The organism is Streptococcus pluranimalium (assembly GCF_047785745.1).
In the GTDB taxonomy this organism is placed as follows: Bacteria; Bacillota; Bacilli; order Lactobacillales; family Streptococcaceae; genus Streptococcus; species Streptococcus pluranimalium_B.
Window position 1 is genome coordinate 1 of the sequence record NZ_JBLOJT010000020.1, and the last position, 23,016, is coordinate 23,016.

Below are 23,016 nucleotides of genomic sequence, written 5' to 3' on the forward strand. Positions count from 1 at the left end.
TGTGGCAAGTAGCGATTGTTTTGTGATATACTAGTTATGAGAAGATTCCTTTTTGATGGGTGTGTAGTACTCTTATCTGACAAGGTTTCTTCTTTTTTTCTTGTAGGTCTCACATCTATTGTAACGCTACAAAAGACCAAGAAGACACGGTGAATAGCCGTGTTTTTTTGATGATTTTATGGTAGAATAATACAGATACCATGGTTTGTTGCAAAGTTGAGTTTGACGGATTTTCAGTTAGATTGAGCTTTGTAAAAAACAAGGTATCTAACGTTTTATTAAAAGAGGTAAATACATGGGTAAACAGGTTTTTGAAACAACATTTGCTGGAAAACCTTTGGTGGTTGAAATTGGTCAAGTTGCCAAACAAGCCAACGGTGCTACAGTTGTTCGTTATGGGGATTCAACGGTCTTAACAGCTGCTGTTATGTCTAAGAAAATGGCTTCTGGTGACTTTTTCCCGCTTCAAGTTAACTACGAAGAAAAGATGTACGCTGCGGGCAAATTTCCAGGTGGATTCAATAAGCGTGAAGGCCGTCCATCAACGGATGCAACCTTAACAGCGCGTCTCATTGACCGCCCTATTCGTCCGATGTTTGCAGAAGGCTTCCGTAACGAAGTTCAAGTGATTAACACCGTTCTTTCTTATGATGCAAATGCTAGTGCTCCAATGGCTGCTATGTTTGGTTCCTCATTGGCACTTGCTATTTCGGATATTCCATTCAAACGCCCTATTGCAGGGGTTCAAGTGGCTTATGTCAATGGCGAATTCATCATCAATCCTGATAAGGCGCAAAAAGAAGTTTCTGCCCTTGAGTTGACTGTTGCGGGTACCAAAGAAGCTATCAACATGGTTGAATCTGGTGCTAAAGAATTATCAGAAGATATTATGTTGGAAGCTCTCTTGAAAGGTCATCAAGCTATCCAAGAATTGATTGCCTTCCAAGAAGAAATTGTCGCAGCTGTTGGTAAAGAAAAAGCAGATGTGGAACTATTACAAGTTGATTCAGAGCTCTTCAAAGAAATTAATGAAAAATACTATGATGATTTGGCGCGTGCGGTTCAAGTCGAAGAAAAATTAGCTCGTCAAGATGCAACACATGAAGTCCGTGAACAAGTCTTTGGTGAATACACGGCTCGTTATGCGGAGGACCCAGATTTCGAACGTATCTATCGTGATGTGACTGAAATCTTGGAGCAAATGGAGCACGCTGAAGTTCGCCGTCTCATTACAGAAGACAAGGTTCGTCCTGACGGTCGTCGTGTGGATGAGATTCGTCCTTTAGACGCAGAAATTGACTTCTTACCTAAGGTTCACGGTTCAGGTCTCTTTACACGTGGACAGACACAAGCCCTCTCAGTCTTAACGCTTGCACCAATGGGGGAAACCCAAATTGTTGATGGCTTGGATCCAGAGTACAAAAAACGTTTCCTACACCACTATAATTTCCCACAATACTCTGTTGGGGAAACTGGTCGTTATGGAGCTGCTGGCCGTCGTGAGATTGGTCACGGTGCCCTTGGTGAACGTGCTTTGGAACAAGTTCTTCCAAGCTTAGAAGAATTCCCATACGCCATCCGTTTGGTAGCAGAAGTTTTAGAATCAAACGGTTCGTCTTCTCAAGCCTCAATAACGGCTGGTACGCTTGCCCTTATGGCTGGTGGTGTCCCAATTAAAGCACCTGTTGCAGGGATTGCAATGGGACTTATCTCAGATGGGACAAACTATACTGTTCTCACAGATATCCAAGGTTTGGAAGACCACTTTGGTGACATGGACTTTAAGGTTGCCGGTACTCGAGACGGTATTACAGCCCTTCAAATGGATATCAAGATTGAAGGGATTACCCCACAAATTCTTAAAGAAGCCTTGGCACAAGCTAAAAAAGCTCGCTTTGAAATCCTTGATGTGATTGAAGGAGCTATTGCTGCACCACGCCCACACTTGGCGCCAACAGCACCTAAGATTGACACCATCAAAATTGATGTGGATAAAATTAAGATTGTCATTGGTAAAGGTGGTGAAACCATTGATAAGATTATCGCTGAGACAGGTGTCAAAATTGATATCGATGAAGAAGGCAATGTGTCTATCTACTCTTCAGACCAAGAGGCTATCGATAAAGCTAAGGCAATCATTTCAGGTCTAGTACGTGAAGCTAAGGTTGGTGAAATTTACCACGCTAAAGTCGTTCGTATTGAAAAATTTGGCGCCTTTGTCAACCTTTTTGACAAGACTGATGCCCTCGTTCACATTTCAGAAATTGCTTGGACACGGACAAATCGTGTTGAAGATGTTCTTGAGGTTGGTGAAGAAGTAGATGTCAAAATTATTAAAGTTGATGACAAAGGTCGTGTTGATGCGTCTATGAAAGCCTTAGTGCCACGCCCGAAACCCGTTGAAAAACCTGAAGAAAAGCCTTCAGATAAAAAGGAAAATTAATCATGGAAAGATTTAACATTGAGTTGGGTCTAGCCCTTCGTCAATTCATCGCAGAACCGGATAATTTTCTGCGAAGCATTGCTCTGGTCAATAGTATGCATATGTATCCTATTCTTGCCAGTTCAGAACCCTATGCGATTGCCATTGATGGGCAAAAATTAACACCAGTATTTACTAGTACAGAAGATCTTGAAGTCTTCTGTCATGAGCATCCATCAGCATCAGGGCAAGACTGGATTGAACGCTCTGCCCTAGATGTGCTTGAAGAAGCTATTATGCATCAGTTAACAGGTTTGATTTTTAATGTCAAACGTTCAGGAGATTTCAGCAATTCAACCATTTTCCAATCGAGTGAAATGATTCAGTTTGTTAATACTTTTACGCAACTAATCAATGACATCATGAGCGATGAAAATCAGGCCGCTGACTTGTTAGAGAAAGTTTATTTGGTACCAGTTTTTATCTATCCAAAAGAGGATGGCAGCCATGAGCGTCGTTTTCCAACCTTGGCAAACGAGTTGGAGCAGAGTTTTGTTCCTGTCTTTTCAAGTTTGCCACATTTTGCAGACTGGTATAACAACGAGGAGTTTGGCTTGCCTTTTAGAGAAATGGATGGCTCGGTCTTCGTTTGGAAATTAGAAGAGATTCTTCAGAAAGATAGTAAAGAAGCTGGAGATACTTTAGGTGTTGTGGTCAATCCTTTGGCAGCACAACAGGCTATTGTTGAGTGGTCTGGAATCAATCAGTAAGAACGAGATGAAAACAGCTAAATTGATAAAGATTTAGGATGAGAAAAAGGAAAAGGAGGACTGGTATGGGCTGGTGGCGAAAATCAATCGATATTGTAAAAGAATTAGATCCGGCGGCCCGTACGTCTTTGGAAGTTGTCCTTACTTATCCAGGGATTAAGGCGCTGGCTGCGCACCGTATTTCTCATTATTTATGGCAACATGGTTTTAAATTAATCGCTCGGATGCACAGTCAGTTTTGGCGTTTTTGGACCAATATTGAAATTCATCCGGGAGCAGAAATTGCAGCGGGTGTCTTCATCGACCACGGTGCGGGCTTGGTTATTGGAGAAACGGCCATTGTCGAAGAAGGAGTCATGCTCTATCATGGGGTGACCTTGGGTGGTACTGGTAAGGATATTGGTAAGCGTCATCCAACGGTACGTCGAGGTGCCTTGGTATCTGCTCATTCTCAGGTTATTGGCCCTGTTGAAATAGGTGTAAACGCCAAGGTTGGTGCTGGAGCAGTTGTAGTCTCAGATGTACCACCAGATGTTACCGTTGTAGGTGTTCCTGCCAAGGTTGTCCGGGTTCATGGTAAGAAGGATGAGCTGGTCAATCATGCGGTTGAAGAAGACCGAAGGAGTCATTACTATGCTTCTAAATTGGAAGAGGCAAAAGATAGGAGTCACCAATCGTCACATCTCTAAGTGAAAAAAATAATTTCAAACTAATAGTAGATTATTTGGAGGATTGATGAAAATATTTTTGAAAGTAAATGGCTTATTTTTGTTGTGTGGTATCATTCTGATCGTTTTATTATTACAAGTTTTGATGAGAGAAACACCTGAGAAGGGAGATTGGTATCTTATTACGGTCTCTTTATTAGGGATCTTATCTAGCATAGTGATCATCTACCGTAGAAGCTTTTTAGATAAAAAAGACAAAAAGAAATAAGTGATGACGTTTAACGTTACTACAATTCGAAGTTTACGAGATTTGTCTTATCTGGAAGAATCCAAGGATAGAAGTCACTAATTGTCTTATTGATAGAAAAATCCCTGAAATTGTTTGGTTGGTTTTAGGGATTTTGTTATACTATAACAAATGTGAAAGGATAAGGTGTCATAGCATTCTTCGGGCTATTGTTTTTCCAATGATGAACTTTCACCCTAGGTGTTTGCTTATGCTTCTTGAAGAATTTGAGCCTGGACGTGCCGTTATTGAGCCTGAAAGCCTATCTCTGGAATCAGGGACAGCAGATTTCATGGTTCGTGAAGTATGTGATATATTGATTTATTGATTTATTCCTTTAATGGAGAAATTGTTGATACCATCCGTCAACATTCAGATGTTTATGAAGGTGGCTTTATTAAGAGTTTGAATGGTAAACACCCCTGGTATATCTATGAAGAGGATGGTCTCAAAGTAGCTGTTATGCTGGCTTGCATTGGAGCCCCCATGGCAGTAGGGAATCTTGAAGAATTAAAGGTTGTCGGTTTTCGGCAGTTTATCGTTTTAGGCTCCTGTGGCGTACTGGATAAAAACATGGCAACAGATAAGATTATCCTGCCTCAGACAGCACTTCTTGATGAAGGGACTAGCTATCATTATGCTCCAGCTAGTGATGAGATTTCTTATGATGTGCGGTAATTGGTCAAAATGGAAACTTTCTTGTGGCAAGCAGGTATTGACTGTAAGAGAACTAAAACGTGGACAACGGATGTTTTTTTTGTGAAACAGCTGATAAGGTCAAACGTCGTATGGTTGCGGGTGCTGAAGTTGTTGGTATAGAAGCTGCCTCTATCATGGCTTGGGCTCAGTATCGTAAGGTGGATGTTTATCAGTTCTTCTATACAGCAGACTATGTCGACCATCTTAATGATGAGTGGGACCAGCGTCATGCGGAAAGAATCACAGATGTTATGGTGTTTTTCGATGTCGCTATGACGATTGCTAGAGAATTGTAAAGGAGAACTAGTCTTTCTGTTTGAGTCTAGTTTTGTGGTATAATAAAATGGTCTAGTAGCCTGCTTTATCCTATATTTGTTGACAAAAAGAGAATGAGTTCTGATTTTAGACCTAACGATGAGTGAGTAAAAATTAGGGCTGAGATAGTGTTTTCTGAGATGATAGATTATAAAGGTTGAAAATGATAGAAAAAATTCTTATGCGTCTACAAATACTACAAGTGATTTCAATTTTTTGTTTAGGACTTGTTAGCATAGCTGTTGTAGTTGCTCTTGTTAAACAGAATTGGTGGTCAGCTATTCTGGGGCTGATAGCGGTAGCGATAATGATTGTTGTCTATATCATCAACCAACAGTCCTTGAAAGAACTGAAATATCAGATGACTAAATAGGCAACGCTTAGAAACGATGATGAAAGAGAATAACTATGATTAAAATTTATGATACGATGACTCGCAGTCTTCGTGACTTTGTACCTTTGCAAGAAGGTAAGGTCAAGATGTATGTCTGTGGTCCAACGGTTTATAACTATATCCATATCGGAAATGCCCGTTCAACAGTAGCTTTTGATACCATTCGTCGTTATTTTGAATACCGTGGTTATACCGTTGACTACATTTCTAACTTTACAGATGTGGATGATAAAATCATCAAGGCTGCTAACGAAGCGGGGATTTCAACCAAAGAGCTTTCAGACAAGTTTATCGCAGCTTTCATGGAAGATACAGCTAAATTGGGCGTCAAACCAGCCACTAAAAACCCTCGCGTCATCAACTATATGGACCAGATTATTGCCTTTGTGGAAACACTTGTGGAAAAAGGATTTGCCTACGAGTCACAAGGGGATGTCTACTTCCGTGTGGAAAAATCGGAGAACTATGCCAAATTAGCCAATAAAACCCTCGCTGATTTGGAAATTGGAGCTTCAGGTCGTACGGATGAGGAAACAGCTCGTAAGGAAAATCCTATCGACTTTGCTCTCTGGAAATCTGCCAAAGATGGAGAGGTTTCGTGGGATAGTCCTTGGGGTTCTGGCCGTCCAGGTTGGCATATCGAGTGTTCGGTGATGGCGACGGAAATCCTCGGTGATACCATTGATATCCACGGTGGTGGCGCTGACTTAGAATTCCCCCACCATACCAATGAGATTGCCCAGTCTGAAGCTAAAACAGGGCATACTTTTGCCAACTACTGGATGCACAATGGTTTTGTCAATGTGGATAACGAAAAAATGTCCAAGTCACTAGGTAATTTTGTGACGGTCCATGATATGTTAGAAACAGTTGATGGTCAAGTTCTCCGTTTCTTCTTGGCAACTCAGCAGTATCGTAAGCCTGTCAACTTTACTGAAAAGGCCATTCATGATGCTGAAATCAATCTCAAGTATTTGAAAAATGCTTATCAACAACCCATTCAAGAAACTGTGGATAGTGATGACTTTGACAGTTTCAAATCACAGTTTGTAGCGGCTATGGATGATGATTTCAACACGGCTAATGGGATTACAGTTCTTTTTGATTTAGCAAAATGGATTAATTCTGGTCATTATACTGCTATAATCAAGGAAGAATTTGCGTCTATGTTGGCAGTCTTTGGGATTGTTTTTCAAGATCAAGAAGAGGTACTTGATACGGCTATCGAAGCTTTGATCGAAGAACGCCAGGAAGCGCGTGCTAATAAAGACTTTGCACGAGCAGATGCTATTCGTGATCAGTTGGCTGAGCAAGGGATCAAACTGCTCGATACCAAAGATGGAGTGAGGTGGACACGTGACTGATAAGAGTCAAGTAGATGTGAATCTCATCAATGGTATTGCTCTTGCATTTGAAGGTGATGCGGTTTACTCCTATTATATTCGTCGCCATCTGATTTTTACAGGTCAGACTAAGCCTAATCAGCTGCACCGCTTAGCTACTAAATATGTGTCAGCTAGGGCACAGGCAAGCCTTATCACAGCCATGTTAGAAGCGCAGCTTTTGACCGAAAAAGAGGAAGATATCTATCGTCGGGGGCGCAATACCAACAGTCATACCAAAGCTAAAAATGCGGATATTGTGACTTATCGCATGTCGACTGGTTTTGAGGCTGTTATGGGGTATTTGGATATGACTGGTCAAACGGAGCGCTTAGAAGAGCTAGTCACCTGGTGTATTGATTGGGTAGAACAAGAAGCTAAATAAATGTAAAGTCAGGTTTCCTGGCTTTTTTTCGTATGTTCAATCTAGGGTGAGTTGTTTGGTCTGACAGCTGCTCTAAAAAATGATATAATTTGATTATCAAATTATTTAGAGAGAGTAATCATGTCCTATTTCAATCGTTTTATGCTAGCTAATAAAGCCTATGTCTCTCTGCACGGGACGGAGCATTTGCCTATCAAACCCAAAACCAAGGTTGCTATTGTGACTTGCATGGATTCACGCTTGCATGTCGCTCCAGCACTTGGGTTGGCTTTGGGCGATGCCCACATTCTCCGTAATGCAGGTGGACGTGTGACGGATGATATGATTCGCTCTCTTGTTATTTCTCAGCAGCAGCTTGGGACAAGAGAAATCGTAGTGCTCCACCATACTGATTGTGGTGCGCAGACTTTTACCAATCCAGAATTTCATGAGCAGTTGCAGCGCGATTTGGGGGTTGATGTATCAGATAAAGATTTTTTGCCCTTTACAGATATTGAAGAAAGTGTCCGTGAGGACATGCAACTGTTAAAAGATTCTCCTCTAATCCCAGAAGACGTTATTATCAACGGTGCTGTCTATGATGTGGATACTGGTCGAATGACAGAGGTGAAATGAGAGAGTTATTGAAGCTAGGTTGAGAGACCTAGTTTTTTCTGTGCTTACCAATACTGTAATGATGGTTTGGGTTCAAACTGCTGGAGACTTGTTTTACCATGTTGGAAATCATTCTCAAGACTGATGTTATCGATTTCATATCCTGTCATAATAAGGATAATGGAGGATGAAAAAATGACAGATCAACGAATGGCTTATCATATTGATAGTAACATGCAGTTTCCTCTGGTGGAAATTGCTCTAGAGGCTGGCGAATCAGTCTATTTGCAACAAGGTAGCATGGTTTACCATACACCGGGTGTTCAGTTAAATACTCGTCTGAATGGACGGGGAGAAGGCCTTGGAAGAATGTTGGGAGCCCTTGGTCGATCCATGACTTCTGGCGAATCTTTTTTCATTACCCAAGCCATTTCGACAGAAAATGATGGTAGGTTGGCTCTGGCTCCTTCCATGCCTGGACAAGTGATTGCTTTGGATTTAGGTCAAAAGCAATATCGCCTTAATGATGGTGCTTTTTTGGCTTTGGATGGCTCCGCACAATACCGTATGGAGCGACAATCAGTCGGTCGTGCCTTCTTTGGTGGACAAGGTGGTCTTTTTGTCATGACGACAGAAGGTCAGGGAACACTCCTAGCAAATACTTTTGGTTCCGTTAAAAAGTTGGAGCTGCATGGTGATAGCATTACTATTGACAATGCTCACGTTGTTGCCTGGAGTGATAGTCTGGATTATGATATTCATTTGGAAAATGGCTTTTTACAATCGATTGGTACGGGTGAGGGTGTCGTTAATACTTTCAGAGGCCACGGAGAAATCTATGTCCAAAGTCTGAATATTGAAACCTTCTCCAAAGTTATTGGAGGGCATCTCATTACTGGTGGCAAGGGAAATGGTGGCAAAATAGATAGTATTTTGGATTTGTTTTAATCAGAAATGATGGGTTGAGAGAAGTCTTTCGCCCCTTTTTGTTCTGTCGATAAGTATCTGAACAGCTTGCTAGTTAAGAGGGTCTTGTATAATATCAATTTGTTACAAAACTCCTCGCCATTTCTTTAGCTGACAAAGCCGACTTATGCTATAATAGTATAGATTGGCAAGGAAGAGTATTTGCCCAAAGCTATTGATTACAATAATACAGGAGACAGACATGTCAAACGATATTCGTGTGCGTTACGCACCTAGTCCAACGGGTCTTTTACATATCGGTAATGCCCGTACCGCACTATTCAACTACCTCTACGCTCGTCACCACGGTGGCACTTTCATTATCCGTATCGAAGATACTGACCGTAAACGTCACGTTGAAGATGGTGAACGCAGTCAGCTTGAAAACTTACGTTGGTTAGGGATGGATTGGGATGAAAGTCCTGAAACACATGACAACTACCGTCAGTCTGAACGCTTAGAGCTTTACCAAAAGTATATTCAACAATTACTTGATGAAGGCAAAGCCTATAAATCATACGTGACAGAAGAAGAATTAGCTGCGGAACGTGAACGTCAAGAAGCAGCAGGTGAAACACCTCGTTACATCAATGAATTCTTGGGGATGTCTGAAGATGAAAAAGCGGCTTATATCGCAGAACGCGAAGCAGCAGGCATCGTTCCAACTGTTCGTTTGGCAGTCAATGAGACAGCTATCTATAAATGGACAGATATGGTTAAAGGTGATATCGCCTTTGAAGGTGGCAACATCGGTGGTGACTGGGTTATCCAGAAAAAAGATGGCTTCCCAACTTACAATTTTGCTGTCGTTGTGGATGACCATGACATGCAGATTTCTCATGTTATTCGTGGTGATGACCACATCGCTAATACCCCTAAACAACTCATGGTTTATGAAGCCCTTGGTTGGGAAGCGCCAGAATTTGGTCATATGACCCTTATCATCAATTCTGAAACGGGTAAAAAACTCTCAAAACGTGATACCAATACCCTTCAATTTATCGAAGATTACCGTCGTAAAGGTTACTTACCAGAAGCTGTTTTTAACTTTATCGCTCTCCTTGGTTGGAACCCTGGTGGAGAAGATGAAATATTCTCACGTGATGAGTTGATCAAGCTCTTTGATGAAAATCGTCTCAGCAAGTCTCCAGCTGCCTTCGATCAGAAGAAATTGGATTGGATGAGCAACGACTACATCAAGAATGCAGATTTTGACAAGGTCTTTGAACTTTGCAAACCATTCCTTGAAGAAGCTGGTCGTTTGACTGATAAGGCTGAAAAATTGGTGGAACTCTATAAACCACAAATGACAGCTGCTGATGAGATTGTCCCATTGACAGACTTATTCTTCTCAGACTTCCCAGAATTAACGGATGCTGAGAAAGAAGTCATGGCTGGTGAGACAGTTCCGACAGTCCTTGAAGCCTTCAAAGCGAAATTAGAAGCTATGTCAGACGACGATTTCCAACCAGAAAATATATTCCCGCAGATTAAGGCTGTTCAAAAAGAAACGGGCATTAAAGGGAAAAATCTCTTTATGCCGATTCGTATCGCCGTTTCCGGTGAAATGCATGGTCCAGAATTGCCAAACACCATTTTCCTACTGGGACGTGAAAAATCAATTGAACATCTTAATCATATGTTACAAAGTCTTTAATAGCAGAAGAAGAGCGGGACTAACCTGACTCTTCTTTTCTATGTGTCTTGTGTATGACAGAAAACTATCATAAAGAATAACTTATTTAGAAGGAGAATGGATGGAAAGCGTTGGGTTATACATTTACTGCTTTGCTTTTTCTGTAATCTGGTTGATTTATCAAGATATCACGCAGAAAAAATTGAAAGGTGTCTATTTTCTCGTTACTCTTTTATTATCTATCGTTTTTGCCCTCTTATTTCCTTTGAATCCTTTTTTACCGCTTTTTTTAGCATTTTTTTGCTTATCTCTGCTGGTGAATGCCACAAAAACACTTTGTAGACACTTTTTTTACAGTGCTTTCCCTGTTATCTTTGTTGATCTTTTTATCAGAACGGTTACCTTTTTCATTTACCCAAAATTGTTTCAATATGCTATGGTTCAAAAGCCGTTTTCTTCGTGGGAAATAGGGTTTGCTCTACTATTAGTTTTACCGGTTAATCGGTTTTTAAAGAGGTTATTTAGGATTGATTGCCCAGCTATCTTACAAATGCCAGACAAACCTATTCAGAGCTACATTTATAGTATGAATGGCTTCTTTGTTCTGTATTATTTTGTTTATTATGGTCTCTTATTTAACGTAAAATCTAGTGTAGCTAATTATAATCAGGTAATCTTGCTGACTTTTACTATGCTTTTAATTTATATGTTGACTTTACTTAATCGACAAGCCCAGCTAAGTTATCAATTAGAAGTGGAAAAAGAGCAAAGCCAATATCTGGAAAATTTGGAACATTATAGTCAGCATCTTGAAGCTATTTATGAAAATATTCGAGCTTTTAAGCATGACTATGACAATATCTTAATTAGCTTGAAAGATTGCATTTATAATGGAAGCCTAGGAGATATCAAAACGGTATATGAAGACGTTTTAAAGAAGTCTCGTGATAACATGGAACATGATGATTATTTACTTTATCAATTAATCCCCTTGAAGGATAATAATCTTAAAATGATGTTAGTTCGTGATCTATTAGATGCCAAGAGCCAAGGGATTCATGTGTCAGCCTCTATTTGTGGGATATCAGAGAATGCTTTGAACGTTCAAAAAGATTTTATGTTAGTGATTCATCTATTTATTACGCTCGGCTAGTAAACAGGCGAAAGTTAGTCGTAACCCTTGGTTAAAGTTAAGAATCACTCAGAGCGAAATTAGTTTTGAAGTGAGTGTTTCTTATGCGACGTCAATGGAACGTTTAGAAAGCAGCTGTCTTCACTTTGCAAGTCAAACGGCGAATGAGTCTTTTGATGTCAAAGAGATGCAAACGGTGCAGGCTATTTTCCAAGCACATCCACATTGTCAGCTGCTTTTTGAAAGTGAACCTTACAAAGCTAAAGAGACCCTTATTATTGAAAAAGTAAGGGAGAGAGTCGTATGAGTATTGTAGCATTTAAAGATTTACTAGTTTATGTGATTATCTGGTATATGTACTGGTTGATTTTTTCACATACTAGCGGTATTACGATTTCTAAAAGGCGATTTGTCCCTTTGTCAATCTTATTACTAGGCGTTGTTTATCATTATCAACTTCTGGGTTATTCATTAAGTGTTTTAGTTTTCTGTGGCATCTATTACTATCATTATCCTAGAGAATCTATTTCCAAGTACCTTTTTTATAGCTTCTTCCCAGTTGTTACGGTGGATATCTTTTCGCGAATGATGGCTTTATATGTCATCTCTCCATTATTGGATTTGACGCCGGAAGCTTTAAACAATAATGCCATGCTTTTATCCATTAGTTATGGAACTGTTTTTCCTATTTATTACTTTTTGAATAAAATTTTAGATTTGGATTTTCAGAGCATCCAAAACGGAAAGACAGCTCGCAAACTATTCTTGGCTAGGATTTTTAACCTTCTGTTAGCGACTTATCACATTATGTTAGCGAGCACTACTATCATCAGAATCATAGCTCCTAAATTGGATGCTTCCTTTTTCGAACCTCTATTGACAATTGCTGGTGGTATCTGGCTGTATCGTCAACAAGTAGTGTTTATATTTGTTGTGTTTTACTTTTGGTTACTATCTGAGATTAATCATGAAGCAAAATTAGAAATGGATCGAAAGCTAAAGAAAGCACAAGCTGATAAAATCAAAGCTTTAGAAGATTATAATCAACAAATCGAATGGTTATATAATGATATTCAACAATTTAAAGATGAATTTGATAGGACCTTTGAAGAACTTCGTGTCTTGATTGATCAGGGAGATGTAAAGGCTATTAGTGATGCTTATGGTAGGATGATTGCTGGAAGGCAAGTGACTATTGATCAATCGCAGTATGAGTTAGGGCGATTGGTCAATCTTAAAGTATCCCCGATAAAGAGCATACTATCTGCTAAGATGATTGAGGCGCAAAGTCAAAATATAGAAGCTTTTTTAGAAATTCCTGATGTGATAACGGATATTTATATGGGGGCTCTAGATCTGGTTATTATTTTATCTGTCTTTTTAGACAATGCCATTGAAGCTGCAAGAGAAACGAAGAGACCTCATGTCAGTGTTGCTTTTTTTGAGAGAGAAGACAGTCAGTTATTGATTGTAGAAAATAGCATTACCAAAAATAGTGTTGATATCTCAAAAATATTTCATACCGGATATTCAACAAAAGGACCAAATAGAGGGATTGGTTTATCAAATGTTCAACGTATTTTAGAAAATTATCCGCAAGCCATGCTATCAACAAAAACAGGACAGCATAGTTTTACTCAAATCCTAGAAATGAGACAAGAATCATGAACATCTTTATTTTAGAAGATAACCTTTACCAAAAAGAACGTTTGTTAGCAACGATCAAAGATATCTTAAAAGAAGAAAATCTTCTCTGTCGCCATTTAGAAGCCTATAGCAAGGCTTCAAATTTACTTGACAATATCAAAGAAAGAGGGAGTCACCAGTTATTTTTCTTTGATATTGAGATTAAGGACGAAGCACGAAAAGGACTTGAAGTAGCTTCTGAATTGAGGCAAGTAGATCCTAATGCTGTTATTGTATTTGTCACGACGCATTCAGAATTTGCGCCAATCAGTTTTAAATATAAAGTAGCGGCCTATGACTTTATTGATAAGGCGCTGGATCCTGAAGATTTTAAAGAACAGGTGCGTGATTGTATTCTTTATACATCAAGTCTTTCAGGGGGCATTCAAAGTGAAGTGGCTTACTTTGATTACAAATCAGCTAAAGCTCAAATTAAGGTACCTTTACACGATATTCTTTATTTTGAAACCTCTCAAACAGCCCATAAACTAATCTTGAGAACTAAGACAGAACGTCTAGAATTTTATGCTAAGATCTCCGATGTTGAACAAATGAGCGATAAGTTTTACCAGTGTCATCGTTCCTTTTTGATTAATCTAGATAATATCAGTCGTGTTGATAAATCCTCTCAGCTGGTTTATTTTGATAATGGAGAAACCTGCCTAGTCTCTCGATTGAAAATGAAAACTTTACTCACAAAATGGGAAAATAACATTTCGTGAGCAAAAAACGACATTTCACGACTTATGACTAGCTAACTGAGATGACTGTGGTAAACTAGTAAGAGTAAAGGCGAGGAACTCTCTTAAACATATTGACTGTTCGATACATCTCAATAATCTCCACCCTCGCCTTCCTAATTTAATCTCCTTTCTAGTTTCAAATCTCCTATTAGTAAGCTAGAAATTGAAAACCTGCCCTTCTCGGCAGGTTTTTTGATATTTAAAGTAATTTTTGAAGTCACCAACCCCACTGAAATATGAATGACTGATGTCAGAGGAGAGAGTAATACTGATTTTAATTCAAAATCTGAATATAGAATTATGGTTCGAGTCTCCTTATCCTAGTAAATCGTCTAGATCTACACCTTGTACTTAAATGGTTTCAGATTTAGATTTTCATTGAGTATAAATCATTTTTTGATGGCAAGAGATGTTGCAAAAGAGTAGGTTTTGTGTTGTTTCATGGTTTGACTAAAGTAGGAGGCTAACTGTAGATTGCATCATCATTAAGGGGATTTTTGGAATTTAGCTACTGATAGATAGTTTTTATGGGCATTGACATGCTATCTGGATCGCTAAATCTAGGAGTATCCCTCCCATTTTATACTAATCTTATGATATAATATAGATTAGAATGGAGGTTATCATGACAGAAACGAAATTGTATATTGCTAGACACGGAAAGACTATGTTTAATACAATTGGTCGCGCTCAAGGGTGGTCGGATACTCCTTTGACTGCTTTTGGAGAAGAAGGTATCAGAGAACTCGGTATTGGTTTGAAAGAAGCTGGTATTCCTTTCAAAGCAGCTTTTTCAAGTGATTCTGGTCGTACGATGCAGACCATGGAAATTATCCTTCGTGAAACTGAAAATGAAAGCCTTCCTTATAAACGGGACAAACGCATTCGTGAATGGTGTTTTGGTAGTCTAGATGGCGGATATGATGGCGATCTGTTCCAAGGAGTTCTTCCAAGAACGGTTGCTTTTGCGGATGGTCGTTCCCTAGACGAAATGCCTTATCCAGATATTGCTCAAAGTATTGTGGAAGTTGATACTGCTAACTGGGCAGAGCCGTGGGAAGTTTTAAGTAAACGTATTTATGATGGTTTTGAAGCGATGGCAAAAGAGATTGAAGCTCAAGGTGGTGGTAATGCCATTGTTGTTAGTCACGGTATGACAATTGGTACTTTCATGTGGTTGATTGACAATACTCAAGAAAAACAACGTATTGAAAATGGTAGTATTTCAGTCGTGACTTATAAAGATGGTAAATTTAAGATTGAAACAGTAGCGGATTTGTCTTACCGTGAAAAGGGAAGAGAGATTATCGACGCGAATGAGAAGTAAGTTAGGAAAACAGTCTCTGGTCATTTTGGGATTTGCTTTTTTGGTATTGGTAGGAGTCTTATTTTGGTACAGAAGTCAAGGGATATCCCATCGATCAGCTGGAAAAACAGTCATCAAACCTGTTAAGCAAGTTTCTGAAAAAAATCATACTTCAAAGGAAAGATCACAAGCATCTAATTTACCTAAGGTATCACCGAATGATTGGGATTTAATCTTGGTTAACCGTGAACACCTGACGCCAGAGCTAAACCTCGAGTTGGAAGCAGTCGATAATATCACAGTGGATAAACGGATTGTTGAAAATGTTAGGGATTTTCTAAAGGCTGCTCAAGAAGTTGATCCGGCTTTCCATTTGATTTCTGGTTACCGAAGTGTAGCTTATCAGAAAGAATTATTCCAATCATATATAGACCAAGAGAAAGCTGCTGATCCTAGCTTGAGTGATGCAGCAGCTGAGAAGCTAGTCAAAACATACTCTCAACCGGGTGGAGCTAGTGAACACCAAACGGGATTGGCTATTGATTTAAGTACTGTGGATGCTTTAAATCAGGCAGATAAGTCTACTATGTCAGAGATTCATCAAATGGCACCTGACTATGGTTTTGTACTTCGTTTTCCTGGTGGAAAGACGAATTTCACCGGAGTGGGTTATGAAGATTGGCATTTTAGATATGTTGGTAAAGCGTCAGCGCGTTATATGACCGATCATGGTTTAACTTTAGAAGAATATATTGAGCAGTTGGAGGAGAGATAGAGTGAGACGACGGTTTAAATTTTCATTTTTTATTGGTCTTGCAATTGCTTTTATATTGATTGGTATATTACCATTAGCTTTGAATTACGGAAGCTTATCAGCGGAGAAAAAAGTCGCGACAGGCTTGGATAATGATCGCTTTATTGAAAAAATTGCTCCTGATGTGCAAGAGTTATCAACTTATTATGGGATTAGACCGTCTGTTTTGATTGCCCAAGCAGCTTATGACTCTAATTTTGGTCAGAATTTACTAGCTGCAAAGTATAATAATTTATTTGCTATCTCTGCCAAACTAGGCGAAGATAGTATCCGTTTAAGTAATATGGAACGTAACGAAGGTAATATTAGAGAGGTAGAAAGAGACTATGCTATTTACCCATCTTGGAACCATGCTTTGGAGATTTATTTAGCAGGCTTAAAAGATGGTAGCCTAGCCAATAAAAATTTATATAAGATCCTAGCAACTGCTTCTAGCATTAGTGTTGCAGCTCAAGCTTTTTACCGCTACGATTACACTAAAGATGATGATTATGCCAATCAACTTGAACGTATCATTAAAGAATATGATTTAGAAAAATATGATAAACAGATTAATTAGCGCTCTTATAAAAAGAGTGCTAATTTTTTGAGTTTTTCGCTTGACTTACGCTAGGAGAGGTGTATAATTAGAAACATAGATTAGCACTCATAGACAAAGAGTGCTAAGGCGTGAAGGGAGGCTCTATGATTACACCTAGACAAAACGATATCTTAAATCTAATCATTGATATGTTTACCCAAACGCATGAGCCTGTTGGCTCCAAAGCTTTGCAAACTGCCATAGATTCTAGTTCAGCAACCATTCGTAATGAAATGGCTAAACTGGAAAAACTTGGTTTTTTAGAAAAGGCTCACACTTCAAGTGGTCGCTTACCGAGTAAAGCTGGTTTCCAGTATTTTGTTCAAAACTCATTGGCATTAGATAGTATTGATGAGCAAGACGTTTATCAAGTCATTAAGGCTTTTGATTATGAAGCTTTTCGTCTTGAGGATATCTTTGCAACGGCCAGTCAACTGTTAGCAGATTTGACAGGTTACACATCTGTCATCTTGGATGTTGAGCCAAAGCATCAACGCTTGACCAATTTTGAGTTAGTACAGCTGTCTAATCATGACGCCTTAGCTGTCATGATGCTAGATGATTCTAAGCCAGTGACAGTTCAGTTCGCTATTCCCAAGAATTTCTTGTCCAAGGATTTGGAAACCTTGAAAAACCTGGTTAACGAACGTTTCCTTGATAAAGCAGTTTTGGATATTCACTATAAATTATTGACAGAAGTGCCACAGGTTATTCACAAGTATTTTACGATTACGGATAACATTTTGGATCTGTTTGATTATATTTTCCAAGGGCTGTTCCGTGAAACTATCCTGATTTCAGGTAAGGTCAATGCCCTAACTTATGCAGATCTGCTGACGTATCAGTTTCTGGATAATGAGGCCAAGGTTGCTATGGAAATGCGTAGTAGTTTATCTGAGAAAGAGCCGACCACTATCCAAGTGGCAGATAGTAGTGAACCCGCTCTTGCTAATCTAACCGTCATGAGACATCAGTTCTTAATTCCTTATCGAGGCTTCGCACTCTTGAGTGTGATTGGACCTGTTGAAATGGATTACCGACGTATGATTAGTCTGATTAATATAGTCAGCCGAGTTCTAGCCTTGAAGTTAGCTGACTACTATCGTTATTTAAGTGGCAATCACTACGAAGTGAATTAAAGTATAAAAAGAAGAGGTGACAAAGTGTCAGAAGATATTAAAAATGAAGAAGTCGTTGATGAAACGGTTGATAATGAAACAGTCACTGAAGAAATTGTTGACGAAGCCGTTGAGTCAGAAGAGACTCCTGAAAAATCAGAATTAGACTTAGCTAATGAACGTGCTGACGAGTTCGAAAACAAATACCTTCGTGCCCACGCAGAGATGCAAAACATCCAACGCCGTGCCAACGAAGAACGTCAAAGTTTACAGCGCTACCGTTCACAAGACTTGGCTAAAAAAATCTTGCCAAGTTTAGATAACTTGGAACGTGCCCTTGCTGTTGAAGGATTGACAGAAGATGTCAAAAAAGGACTTGAAATGACGCGCGATAGTCTCATCCAAGCTCTTAAAGAAGAAGGTGTTGAAGAAGTTGAGGTTGAAAGCTTTGACCACAACCTTCACATGGCAGTTCAAACCCTACCAGCAGATGACGATCACCCAAAAGATACCATTGCAGAAGTCTTCCAAAAAGGCTACAAATTGCATGAGCGTCTCTTGAGACCTGCTATGGTTGTGGTTTACAACTAGCTATTTCTGATGGTTGCTGAAACAACTCATTAGAAAACGGCAATCGCTATGAGCGAATTGCCTAAGCTACTTCCTAGCCCGCGATTAAAATAAATTCGATTTTAATCGCGAGCGTCGCAATAATTTAGTTGACCGAAAAGTCATAAAACTACTTAGATTGATAACAAGGTGTTATTTGTTCCGCATCAGCATTGAAGCGAATGAAGTGAGCACAGATGATATTTTCCGTTGTGGTGAAAGTAGCAGTGGCTACTGTTACGAGGAGAAATTTGAGACCTTAGGCTAAAGTTTTAGGGATGGAACTCCGAAGGAGGTCGCTCCCGTCCCCACCACTTAAGGAAAATATCAAAAAGAAAAAAATAATATAAAGAGGAATTAAACATGAGCAAAATTATCGGTATTGACTTAGGTACAACTAACTCAGCTGTTGCAGTTCTTGAAGGAACAGAAAGCAAAATCATCGCTAACCCAGAAGGTAACCGCACAACACCATCTGTAGTATCATTTAAAAACGGCGAAATCATCGTTGGTGATGCGGCTAAACGCCAAGCAGTAACAAACCCAGAAACAATCATTTCTATCAAATCAAAAATGGGAACTTCTGAAAAAGTTGCTGCCAATGGTAAAGAATACACACCACAAGAAATCTCAGCAATGATTCTTCAATACCTCAAAGGTTACGCTGAAGATTACCTTGGTGAAAAAGTTGAAAAAGCAGTTATTACAGTGCCAGCTTACTTCAACGATGCACAACGTCAAGCAACTAAAGATGCTGGTAAAATTGCTGGACTTGAAGTAGAACGTATTGTCAACGAACCAACAGCAGCTGCTCTTGCTTACGGTCTTGATAAAACAGACAAAGATGAAAAAATCTTGGTATTTGACCTTGGTGGTGGTACTTTTGACGTCTCAATCCTTGAACTCGGTGACGGTGTCTTCGACGTACTTGCTACTGCTGGGGATAACAAACTTGGTGGTGATGACTTTGACCAAAAAATCATCGACTTCTTGGTTGAAGAATTCAAAAAAGAAAATGGTATCGACCTTTCATCAGACAAGATGGCTCTTCAACGCTTGAAAGATGCGGCTGAAAAAGCTAAAAAAGACCTTTCAGGTGTGACACAAACTCAAATCAGCTTGCCATTTATCACAGCTGGCGAAGCAGGACCTCTTCACTTAGAAGTATCACTGTCACGTGCTAAATTCGATGACCTCACTCGTGACCTTGTAGAACGTACTAAAACACCAGTTCGTCAAGCTCTTTCAGATGCTGGATTGTCTCTTTCAGAAATCGATGAAGTCATCCTTGTTGGTGGTTCAACGCGTATCCCAGCCGTTGTTGAAGCTGTTAAAGCTGAAACTGGTAAAGAACCAAACAAATCAGTTAACCCTGATGAAGTTGTTGCGATGGGTGCTGCCATCCAAGGTGGTGTGATTACTGGTGATGTTAAAGACGTTGTTCTTCTTGACGTTACACCATTATCACTTGGTATTGAAACAATGGGTGCAGTCTTTACAAAATTAATAGATCGCAACACAACAATCCCAACCTCTAAATCACAAGTCTTCTCAACAGCAGCAGACAACCAACCAGCCGTTGATATCCACGTTCTTCAAGGGGAACGTCCAATGGCAGCAGATAACAAAACACTTGGACGATTCCAATTGACTGATATTCCTGCAGCTCCTCGTGGAGTACCTCAAATCGAAGTAACATTTGATATTGATAAAAACGGTATCGTATCTGTTAAAGCTAAAGACCTTGGTACTCAAAAAGAGCAACACATCGTTATCAAATCAAACGACGGCCTTTCTGAAGAAGAAATTGACCGCATGATGAAAGATGCCGAGGCAAACGCTGAAGCTGATGCCAAACGTAAAGAAGAAGTGGACCTTAAAAACGAAGTTGACCAAGCTATCTTTGCGACTGAAAAAACAATCAAAGAAACTGAAGGTAAAGGCTTTGACGCTGAACGTGATCAAGCGCAATCAGCTCTTGACGAATTGAAAGCTGCGCAAGAATCAGGTAACCTTGAGGACATGAAAGCTAAGCTTGAAGCTCTCAACGAAAAAGCACAAGCTCTTGCTGTTAAAATGTATGAACAAGCAGCCGCAGCACAACAAGCAGCTGGAGGCGCAGAAGGTGCCGAAGCAGCAGATAACGCAGGAGACGACGTTGTAGACGGAGAGTTTACTGAAAAGTAACACACCAAAATTGATGGCTACTAAAGTAGCTCATCAGTTAATGGTTACCGCTATGGCGGATAACTTAGGTGTTTTACTAGCTCGTCATAACAATGTTCTGTGGACAAAATATTGAATAGCAACTGAAAGGTGTCCAATTCGGAGGATTCTATGTTGAAATTGGAAGCAGTAAGCGGAGAAAACATTTGGGATATTTTAAAATTAGATGTTTTTGAAGAACAACAAGAATTTGTTGCTAGCAATTCGATTATTTTGTCAGAAGCCTATCTGGTTCTCAAAGAGCAAACAGAAGCTCAAGTTTTCCCATTTGGAATCTACGACTCCAATACTTTGATTGGATTTATGATGATAGGCTATGGCAAATGTTGGCAGGACGCTCCTGATATAGCAGATCAAAATTATAATCTTTGGCGTTTGATGATTGATAAAAATAAATTATCAACAAAAAGGTTATGGTAGGCAAGCTGTTGAACTAGCAATCCAATTTGTTAAACAACTTCCATGTGGACCTGCAAACTATTTTTGGTTATCTTATGAACCCGAAAATCAAGCTGCTCAGTCTTTGTATTCATCTTGTGGATTCTATGAAACGGGTGAATTGGATCATGACGAGTTGATTGCTGTCCTTGATTTAGAAAACTAGAAACATTCAATCACAGAGGTTGCACCCCAGCCTCTGTTTTTGAGAATAGAGGGGAACGTAGCGACCCTAACCGACTATGAAAATGATCAAAACAAAAGACAAACCTTTTAACGAATAGAAAGAAATACAAGTGTTCTGGACTGAACACGGGCTAGGGACTGGGTCAAAAAGATAATTTTAACTAGGACGCAAGACGTCCGTCATTAAAATTCCTACCTCTTAGTAATTTATTGAGAGAAGAACCTTTATCAAAGAAAGGAAATGAACCCACCCCAAAAGATATGTGAAAAAGATAAATCGTTTAGAAAATCAAGGTTTTCTGACGCTTTCCTATTTTTCTTTGAGATGAAATTACAGAAAGGAATACAAGTTCGTTTATTCGAACACAGGCTAAAAACCTAGTGAAAAAGATAAACTTCCTAGTGTGTTTCACACACTGTGTCAGTTTCCTATTTTCATACGGTTTTCTTAACGCCTTTTGTATCATAAATTATGAACAATACTGAATTCTATGATCGTCTGGGGGTTTCTAAAGATGCCTCTCAGGACGAGATTAAAAAAGCTTATCGTAAGATGTCTAAAAAGTATCACCCAGACATCAACAAGGAAGCTGGCGCTGAACAAAAATATAAGGATGTTCAGGAGGCTTATGAAACTTTAAGTGATAGCCAAAAACGTGCTGCCTATGACCAATACGGTGCAGCAGGTGCACAAGGTGGTTTCGGCGGTAGTGCTGGAGGATTTGGAGGCTTCGATGGCGGTGGCTTCGGTGGTTTTGAAGATATCTTCTCAAGTTTCTTTGGTGGTGGCAGTGCTAGTCGTAACCCTAATGCGCCTCGACAAGGTGATGATTTACAATATCGTGTTAACCTCAAGTTTGAAGAAGCTATTTTTGGTGCTGAAAAAGAGGTTACTTATAGTCGTGAAGCAACTTGCCACACATGTGGTGGTAACGGCGCTAAACCGGGTAGCCACCCTGTCACTTGTGGTCGCTGTCATGGACAAGGTGTCATCAATGTTGATACCCAAACACCGCTTGGTATGATGCGTCGCCAAGTAACCTGTGATGTCTGTCATGGAACAGGTCAAGAAATTAAAGACCCATGTACAACTTGTCACGGAACGGGTCATGAAAAAGAAAACCATAAAGTTGACGTTAAAATTCCAGCCGGTGTTGAAACTGGTCAACAAATCCGTCTTCAGGGTCAAGGAGAAGCAGGTCACAATGGTGGTCCTTACGGTGATCTTTTCGTTATCATTAATGTCATGAAGAGCGATAAGTTTGAACGCGAAGGAGCAACCATTTACTACAATATGAATGTTAGCTTTGTCCAAGCTGCGCTGGGTGATGTGGTTGATATTCCAACTGTACATGGTGACGTCGAATTGACTATACCAGCCGGAACTCAAACAGGTAAAACCTTCCGCTTGAAAGGAAAAGGGGCTCCTCGTCTTCGTGGTAACGGCCAAGGTGATCAACATGTAACTATCAATATCGTGACGCCAACCAAACTTAACGACGCTCAAAAAGAGGCGCTTCGTGCCTTTGCTGAAGCGGGTGGCGAAAAAGTTCATCCTCAAAAGAAAAAAGGTTTCTTTGACAAGGTCAAGGATGCTATTGAAGAATTTTAATAGTTAATAAAGGCTCTTCGTCAACTGTAGTGGGTGACTTATAGCTAAC

At 39.7% G+C, this 23,016-nt stretch carries 22 protein-coding genes and 1 pseudogene; all 23 read left to right on the forward strand.

The window, feature by feature from the left end; genetic code table 11:
* The first annotated feature begins 295 nt into the window (after window positions 1-295).
* A complete protein-coding gene (gene pnp / locus ACMZ6U_RS04020; RefSeq protein ID WP_416106457.1) occupies window positions 296-2,443 on the forward strand; it encodes a polyribonucleotide nucleotidyltransferase in 2,148 nt (715 codons plus the stop codon).
* Between the two features lie 2 nt (window positions 2,444-2,445).
* Window positions 2,446-3,192 (forward strand): SseB family protein, encoded by a 747-nt coding sequence (locus tag ACMZ6U_RS04025; RefSeq protein ID WP_416106459.1) that lies wholly within the window; start codon window positions 2,446-2,448, stop codon window positions 3,190-3,192.
* Between the two features lie 65 nt (window positions 3,193-3,257).
* The gene (gene cysE, locus ACMZ6U_RS04030) at window positions 3,258-3,881 is read left to right on the forward strand and encodes a serine O-acetyltransferase (RefSeq protein WP_416106461.1); all 624 of its coding nucleotides are present in this window, start codon (window positions 3,258-3,260) and stop codon (window positions 3,879-3,881) included.
* A 476-nt stretch (window positions 3,882-4,357) separates the two neighbouring features.
* Window positions 4,358-5,141: pseudogene (locus ACMZ6U_RS04035) on the forward strand (nucleoside phosphorylase).
* A 182-nt stretch (window positions 5,142-5,323) separates the two neighbouring features.
* Complete coding sequence (locus ACMZ6U_RS04040) at window positions 5,324-5,533, forward strand: hypothetical protein (protein WP_416106462.1); 210 nt, start codon at window positions 5,324-5,326, stop codon at window positions 5,531-5,533.
* Between the two features lie 35 nt (window positions 5,534-5,568).
* Window positions 5,569-6,918, forward strand: a complete 1,350-nt coding sequence (gene cysS, locus ACMZ6U_RS04045; RefSeq protein WP_416106464.1) for a cysteine--tRNA ligase — start codon at window positions 5,569-5,571, stop codon at window positions 6,916-6,918.
* A complete protein-coding gene (locus ACMZ6U_RS04050) occupies window positions 6,911-7,321 on the forward strand; it encodes a Mini-ribonuclease 3 (protein ID WP_416106466.1) in 411 nt (136 codons plus the stop codon). The genes cysS and ACMZ6U_RS04050 overlap by 8 nt, the downstream gene beginning before the upstream one ends.
* A gap of 120 nt (window positions 7,322-7,441) precedes the next feature.
* Window positions 7,442-7,936 carry a beta-class carbonic anhydrase gene (locus tag ACMZ6U_RS04055; RefSeq protein WP_416106468.1) on the forward strand — a complete coding sequence of 165 codons (495 nt, stop codon included), beginning with the start codon at window positions 7,442-7,444 and terminating at the stop codon, window positions 7,934-7,936.
* A gap of 174 nt (window positions 7,937-8,110) precedes the next feature.
* The gene (locus ACMZ6U_RS04060) at window positions 8,111-8,863 is read left to right on the forward strand and encodes a TIGR00266 family protein (protein ID WP_416106470.1); all 753 of its coding nucleotides are present in this window, start codon (window positions 8,111-8,113) and stop codon (window positions 8,861-8,863) included.
* 220 nt (window positions 8,864-9,083) lie between these two features.
* Window positions 9,084-10,538, forward strand: coding sequence for a glutamate--tRNA ligase (gene gltX / locus ACMZ6U_RS04065; RefSeq protein ID WP_416106472.1), 1,455 nt, complete (start codon window positions 9,084-9,086; stop codon window positions 10,536-10,538).
* Window positions 10,539-11,208: 670 nt separating this feature from the next.
* Window positions 11,209-11,670, forward strand: a complete 462-nt coding sequence (locus ACMZ6U_RS04070; protein WP_416106474.1) for a hypothetical protein — start codon at window positions 11,209-11,211, stop codon at window positions 11,668-11,670.
* Window positions 11,671-11,764: 94 nt separating this feature from the next.
* Entirely contained in the window at window positions 11,765-11,956 is a 192-nt protein-coding gene (locus ACMZ6U_RS04075) for a hypothetical protein (protein WP_416106476.1), read from the forward strand.
* Window positions 11,953-13,317, forward strand: coding sequence for a GHKL domain-containing protein (locus tag ACMZ6U_RS04080; RefSeq protein ID WP_416106477.1), 1,365 nt, complete (start codon window positions 11,953-11,955; stop codon window positions 13,315-13,317). The genes ACMZ6U_RS04075 and ACMZ6U_RS04080 overlap by 4 nt, the downstream gene beginning before the upstream one ends.
* Window positions 13,314-14,057, forward strand: coding sequence for a response regulator transcription factor (locus ACMZ6U_RS04085; protein WP_416106479.1), 744 nt, complete (start codon window positions 13,314-13,316; stop codon window positions 14,055-14,057). Before ACMZ6U_RS04080 ends, ACMZ6U_RS04085 begins: the two co-directional genes overlap by 4 nt.
* Window positions 14,058-14,703: 646 nt before the next feature.
* On the forward strand, window positions 14,704-15,405 hold the full coding sequence (locus ACMZ6U_RS04090) for a histidine phosphatase family protein (protein WP_416106481.1): 702 nt from the start codon (window positions 14,704-14,706) through the stop codon (window positions 15,403-15,405).
* Entirely contained in the window at window positions 15,395-16,159 is a 765-nt protein-coding gene (locus tag ACMZ6U_RS04095; protein ID WP_416106483.1) for a M15 family metallopeptidase, read from the forward strand. Before ACMZ6U_RS04090 ends, ACMZ6U_RS04095 begins: the two co-directional genes overlap by 11 nt.
* A gap of 1 nt (window position 16,160) precedes the next feature.
* Window positions 16,161-16,757, forward strand: coding sequence for a glucosaminidase domain-containing protein (locus ACMZ6U_RS04100; protein WP_416106485.1), 597 nt, complete (start codon window positions 16,161-16,163; stop codon window positions 16,755-16,757).
* A 125-nt stretch (window positions 16,758-16,882) separates the two neighbouring features.
* Window positions 16,883-17,917, forward strand: coding sequence for a heat-inducible transcriptional repressor HrcA (hrcA, locus tag ACMZ6U_RS04105; RefSeq protein WP_416106487.1), 1,035 nt, complete (start codon window positions 16,883-16,885; stop codon window positions 17,915-17,917).
* A gap of 24 nt (window positions 17,918-17,941) precedes the next feature.
* Entirely contained in the window at window positions 17,942-18,487 is a 546-nt protein-coding gene (gene grpE / locus ACMZ6U_RS04110) for a nucleotide exchange factor GrpE (protein WP_416106489.1), read from the forward strand.
* Window positions 18,488-18,868: 381 nt separating this feature from the next.
* Window positions 18,869-20,692, forward strand: a complete 1,824-nt coding sequence (gene dnaK, locus ACMZ6U_RS04115; protein ID WP_416106490.1) for a molecular chaperone DnaK — start codon at window positions 18,869-18,871, stop codon at window positions 20,690-20,692.
* Window positions 20,693-20,842: 150 nt separating this feature from the next.
* Window positions 20,843-21,151: a hypothetical protein gene (locus ACMZ6U_RS04120; protein WP_416106492.1), complete on the forward strand. Its 309-nt coding sequence runs from the start codon at window positions 20,843-20,845 to the stop codon at window positions 21,149-21,151.
* Complete coding sequence (locus ACMZ6U_RS04125) at window positions 21,114-21,335, forward strand: GNAT family N-acetyltransferase (protein ID WP_416106494.1); 222 nt, start codon at window positions 21,114-21,116, stop codon at window positions 21,333-21,335. The genes ACMZ6U_RS04120 and ACMZ6U_RS04125 overlap by 38 nt, the downstream gene beginning before the upstream one ends.
* Window positions 21,336-21,827: 492 nt before the next feature.
* Entirely contained in the window at window positions 21,828-22,967 is a 1,140-nt protein-coding gene (gene dnaJ / locus ACMZ6U_RS04130; protein WP_416106496.1) for a molecular chaperone DnaJ, read from the forward strand.
* Window positions 22,968-23,016 lie beyond the last annotated feature (49 nt).

Coding starts and splice junctions, on each gene's coding strand:
- hrcA (WP_416106487.1), top strand. CDS start 16,883: ATGATTACACCTAGACAAAACGATATCTTAAATCTAATCATTGATATG.
- ACMZ6U_RS04095 (WP_416106483.1), top strand. CDS start 15,395: ATGAGAAGTAAGTTAGGAAAACAGTCTCTGGTCATTTTGGGATTTGCT.
- ACMZ6U_RS04060 (WP_416106470.1), top strand. CDS start 8,111: ATGACAGATCAACGAATGGCTTATCATATTGATAGTAACATGCAGTTT.
- cysS (WP_416106464.1), top strand. CDS start 5,569: ATGATTAAAATTTATGATACGATGACTCGCAGTCTTCGTGACTTTGTA.
- pnp (WP_416106457.1), top strand. CDS start 296: ATGGGTAAACAGGTTTTTGAAACAACATTTGCTGGAAAACCTTTGGTG.
- ACMZ6U_RS04090 (WP_416106481.1), top strand. CDS start 14,704: ATGACAGAAACGAAATTGTATATTGCTAGACACGGAAAGACTATGTTT.
- cysE (WP_416106461.1), top strand. CDS start 3,258: ATGGGCTGGTGGCGAAAATCAATCGATATTGTAAAAGAATTAGATCCG.
- ACMZ6U_RS04025 (WP_416106459.1), top strand. CDS start 2,446: ATGGAAAGATTTAACATTGAGTTGGGTCTAGCCCTTCGTCAATTCATC.
- ACMZ6U_RS04070 (WP_416106474.1), top strand. CDS start 11,209: ATGCTTTTAATTTATATGTTGACTTTACTTAATCGACAAGCCCAGCTA.
- gltX (WP_416106472.1), top strand. CDS start 9,084: ATGTCAAACGATATTCGTGTGCGTTACGCACCTAGTCCAACGGGTCTT.
- ACMZ6U_RS04055 (WP_416106468.1), top strand. CDS start 7,442: ATGTCCTATTTCAATCGTTTTATGCTAGCTAATAAAGCCTATGTCTCT.
- ACMZ6U_RS04085 (WP_416106479.1), top strand. CDS start 13,314: ATGAACATCTTTATTTTAGAAGATAACCTTTACCAAAAAGAACGTTTG.
- dnaJ (WP_416106496.1), top strand. CDS start 21,828: ATGAACAATACTGAATTCTATGATCGTCTGGGGGTTTCTAAAGATGCC.
- ACMZ6U_RS04040 (WP_416106462.1), top strand. CDS start 5,324: ATGATAGAAAAAATTCTTATGCGTCTACAAATACTACAAGTGATTTCA.
- dnaK (WP_416106490.1), top strand. CDS start 18,869: ATGAGCAAAATTATCGGTATTGACTTAGGTACAACTAACTCAGCTGTT.
- ACMZ6U_RS04080 (WP_416106477.1), top strand. CDS start 11,953: ATGAGTATTGTAGCATTTAAAGATTTACTAGTTTATGTGATTATCTGG.
- ACMZ6U_RS04075 (WP_416106476.1), top strand. CDS start 11,765: ATGGAACGTTTAGAAAGCAGCTGTCTTCACTTTGCAAGTCAAACGGCG.
- ACMZ6U_RS04120 (WP_416106492.1), top strand. CDS start 20,843: ATGTTGAAATTGGAAGCAGTAAGCGGAGAAAACATTTGGGATATTTTA.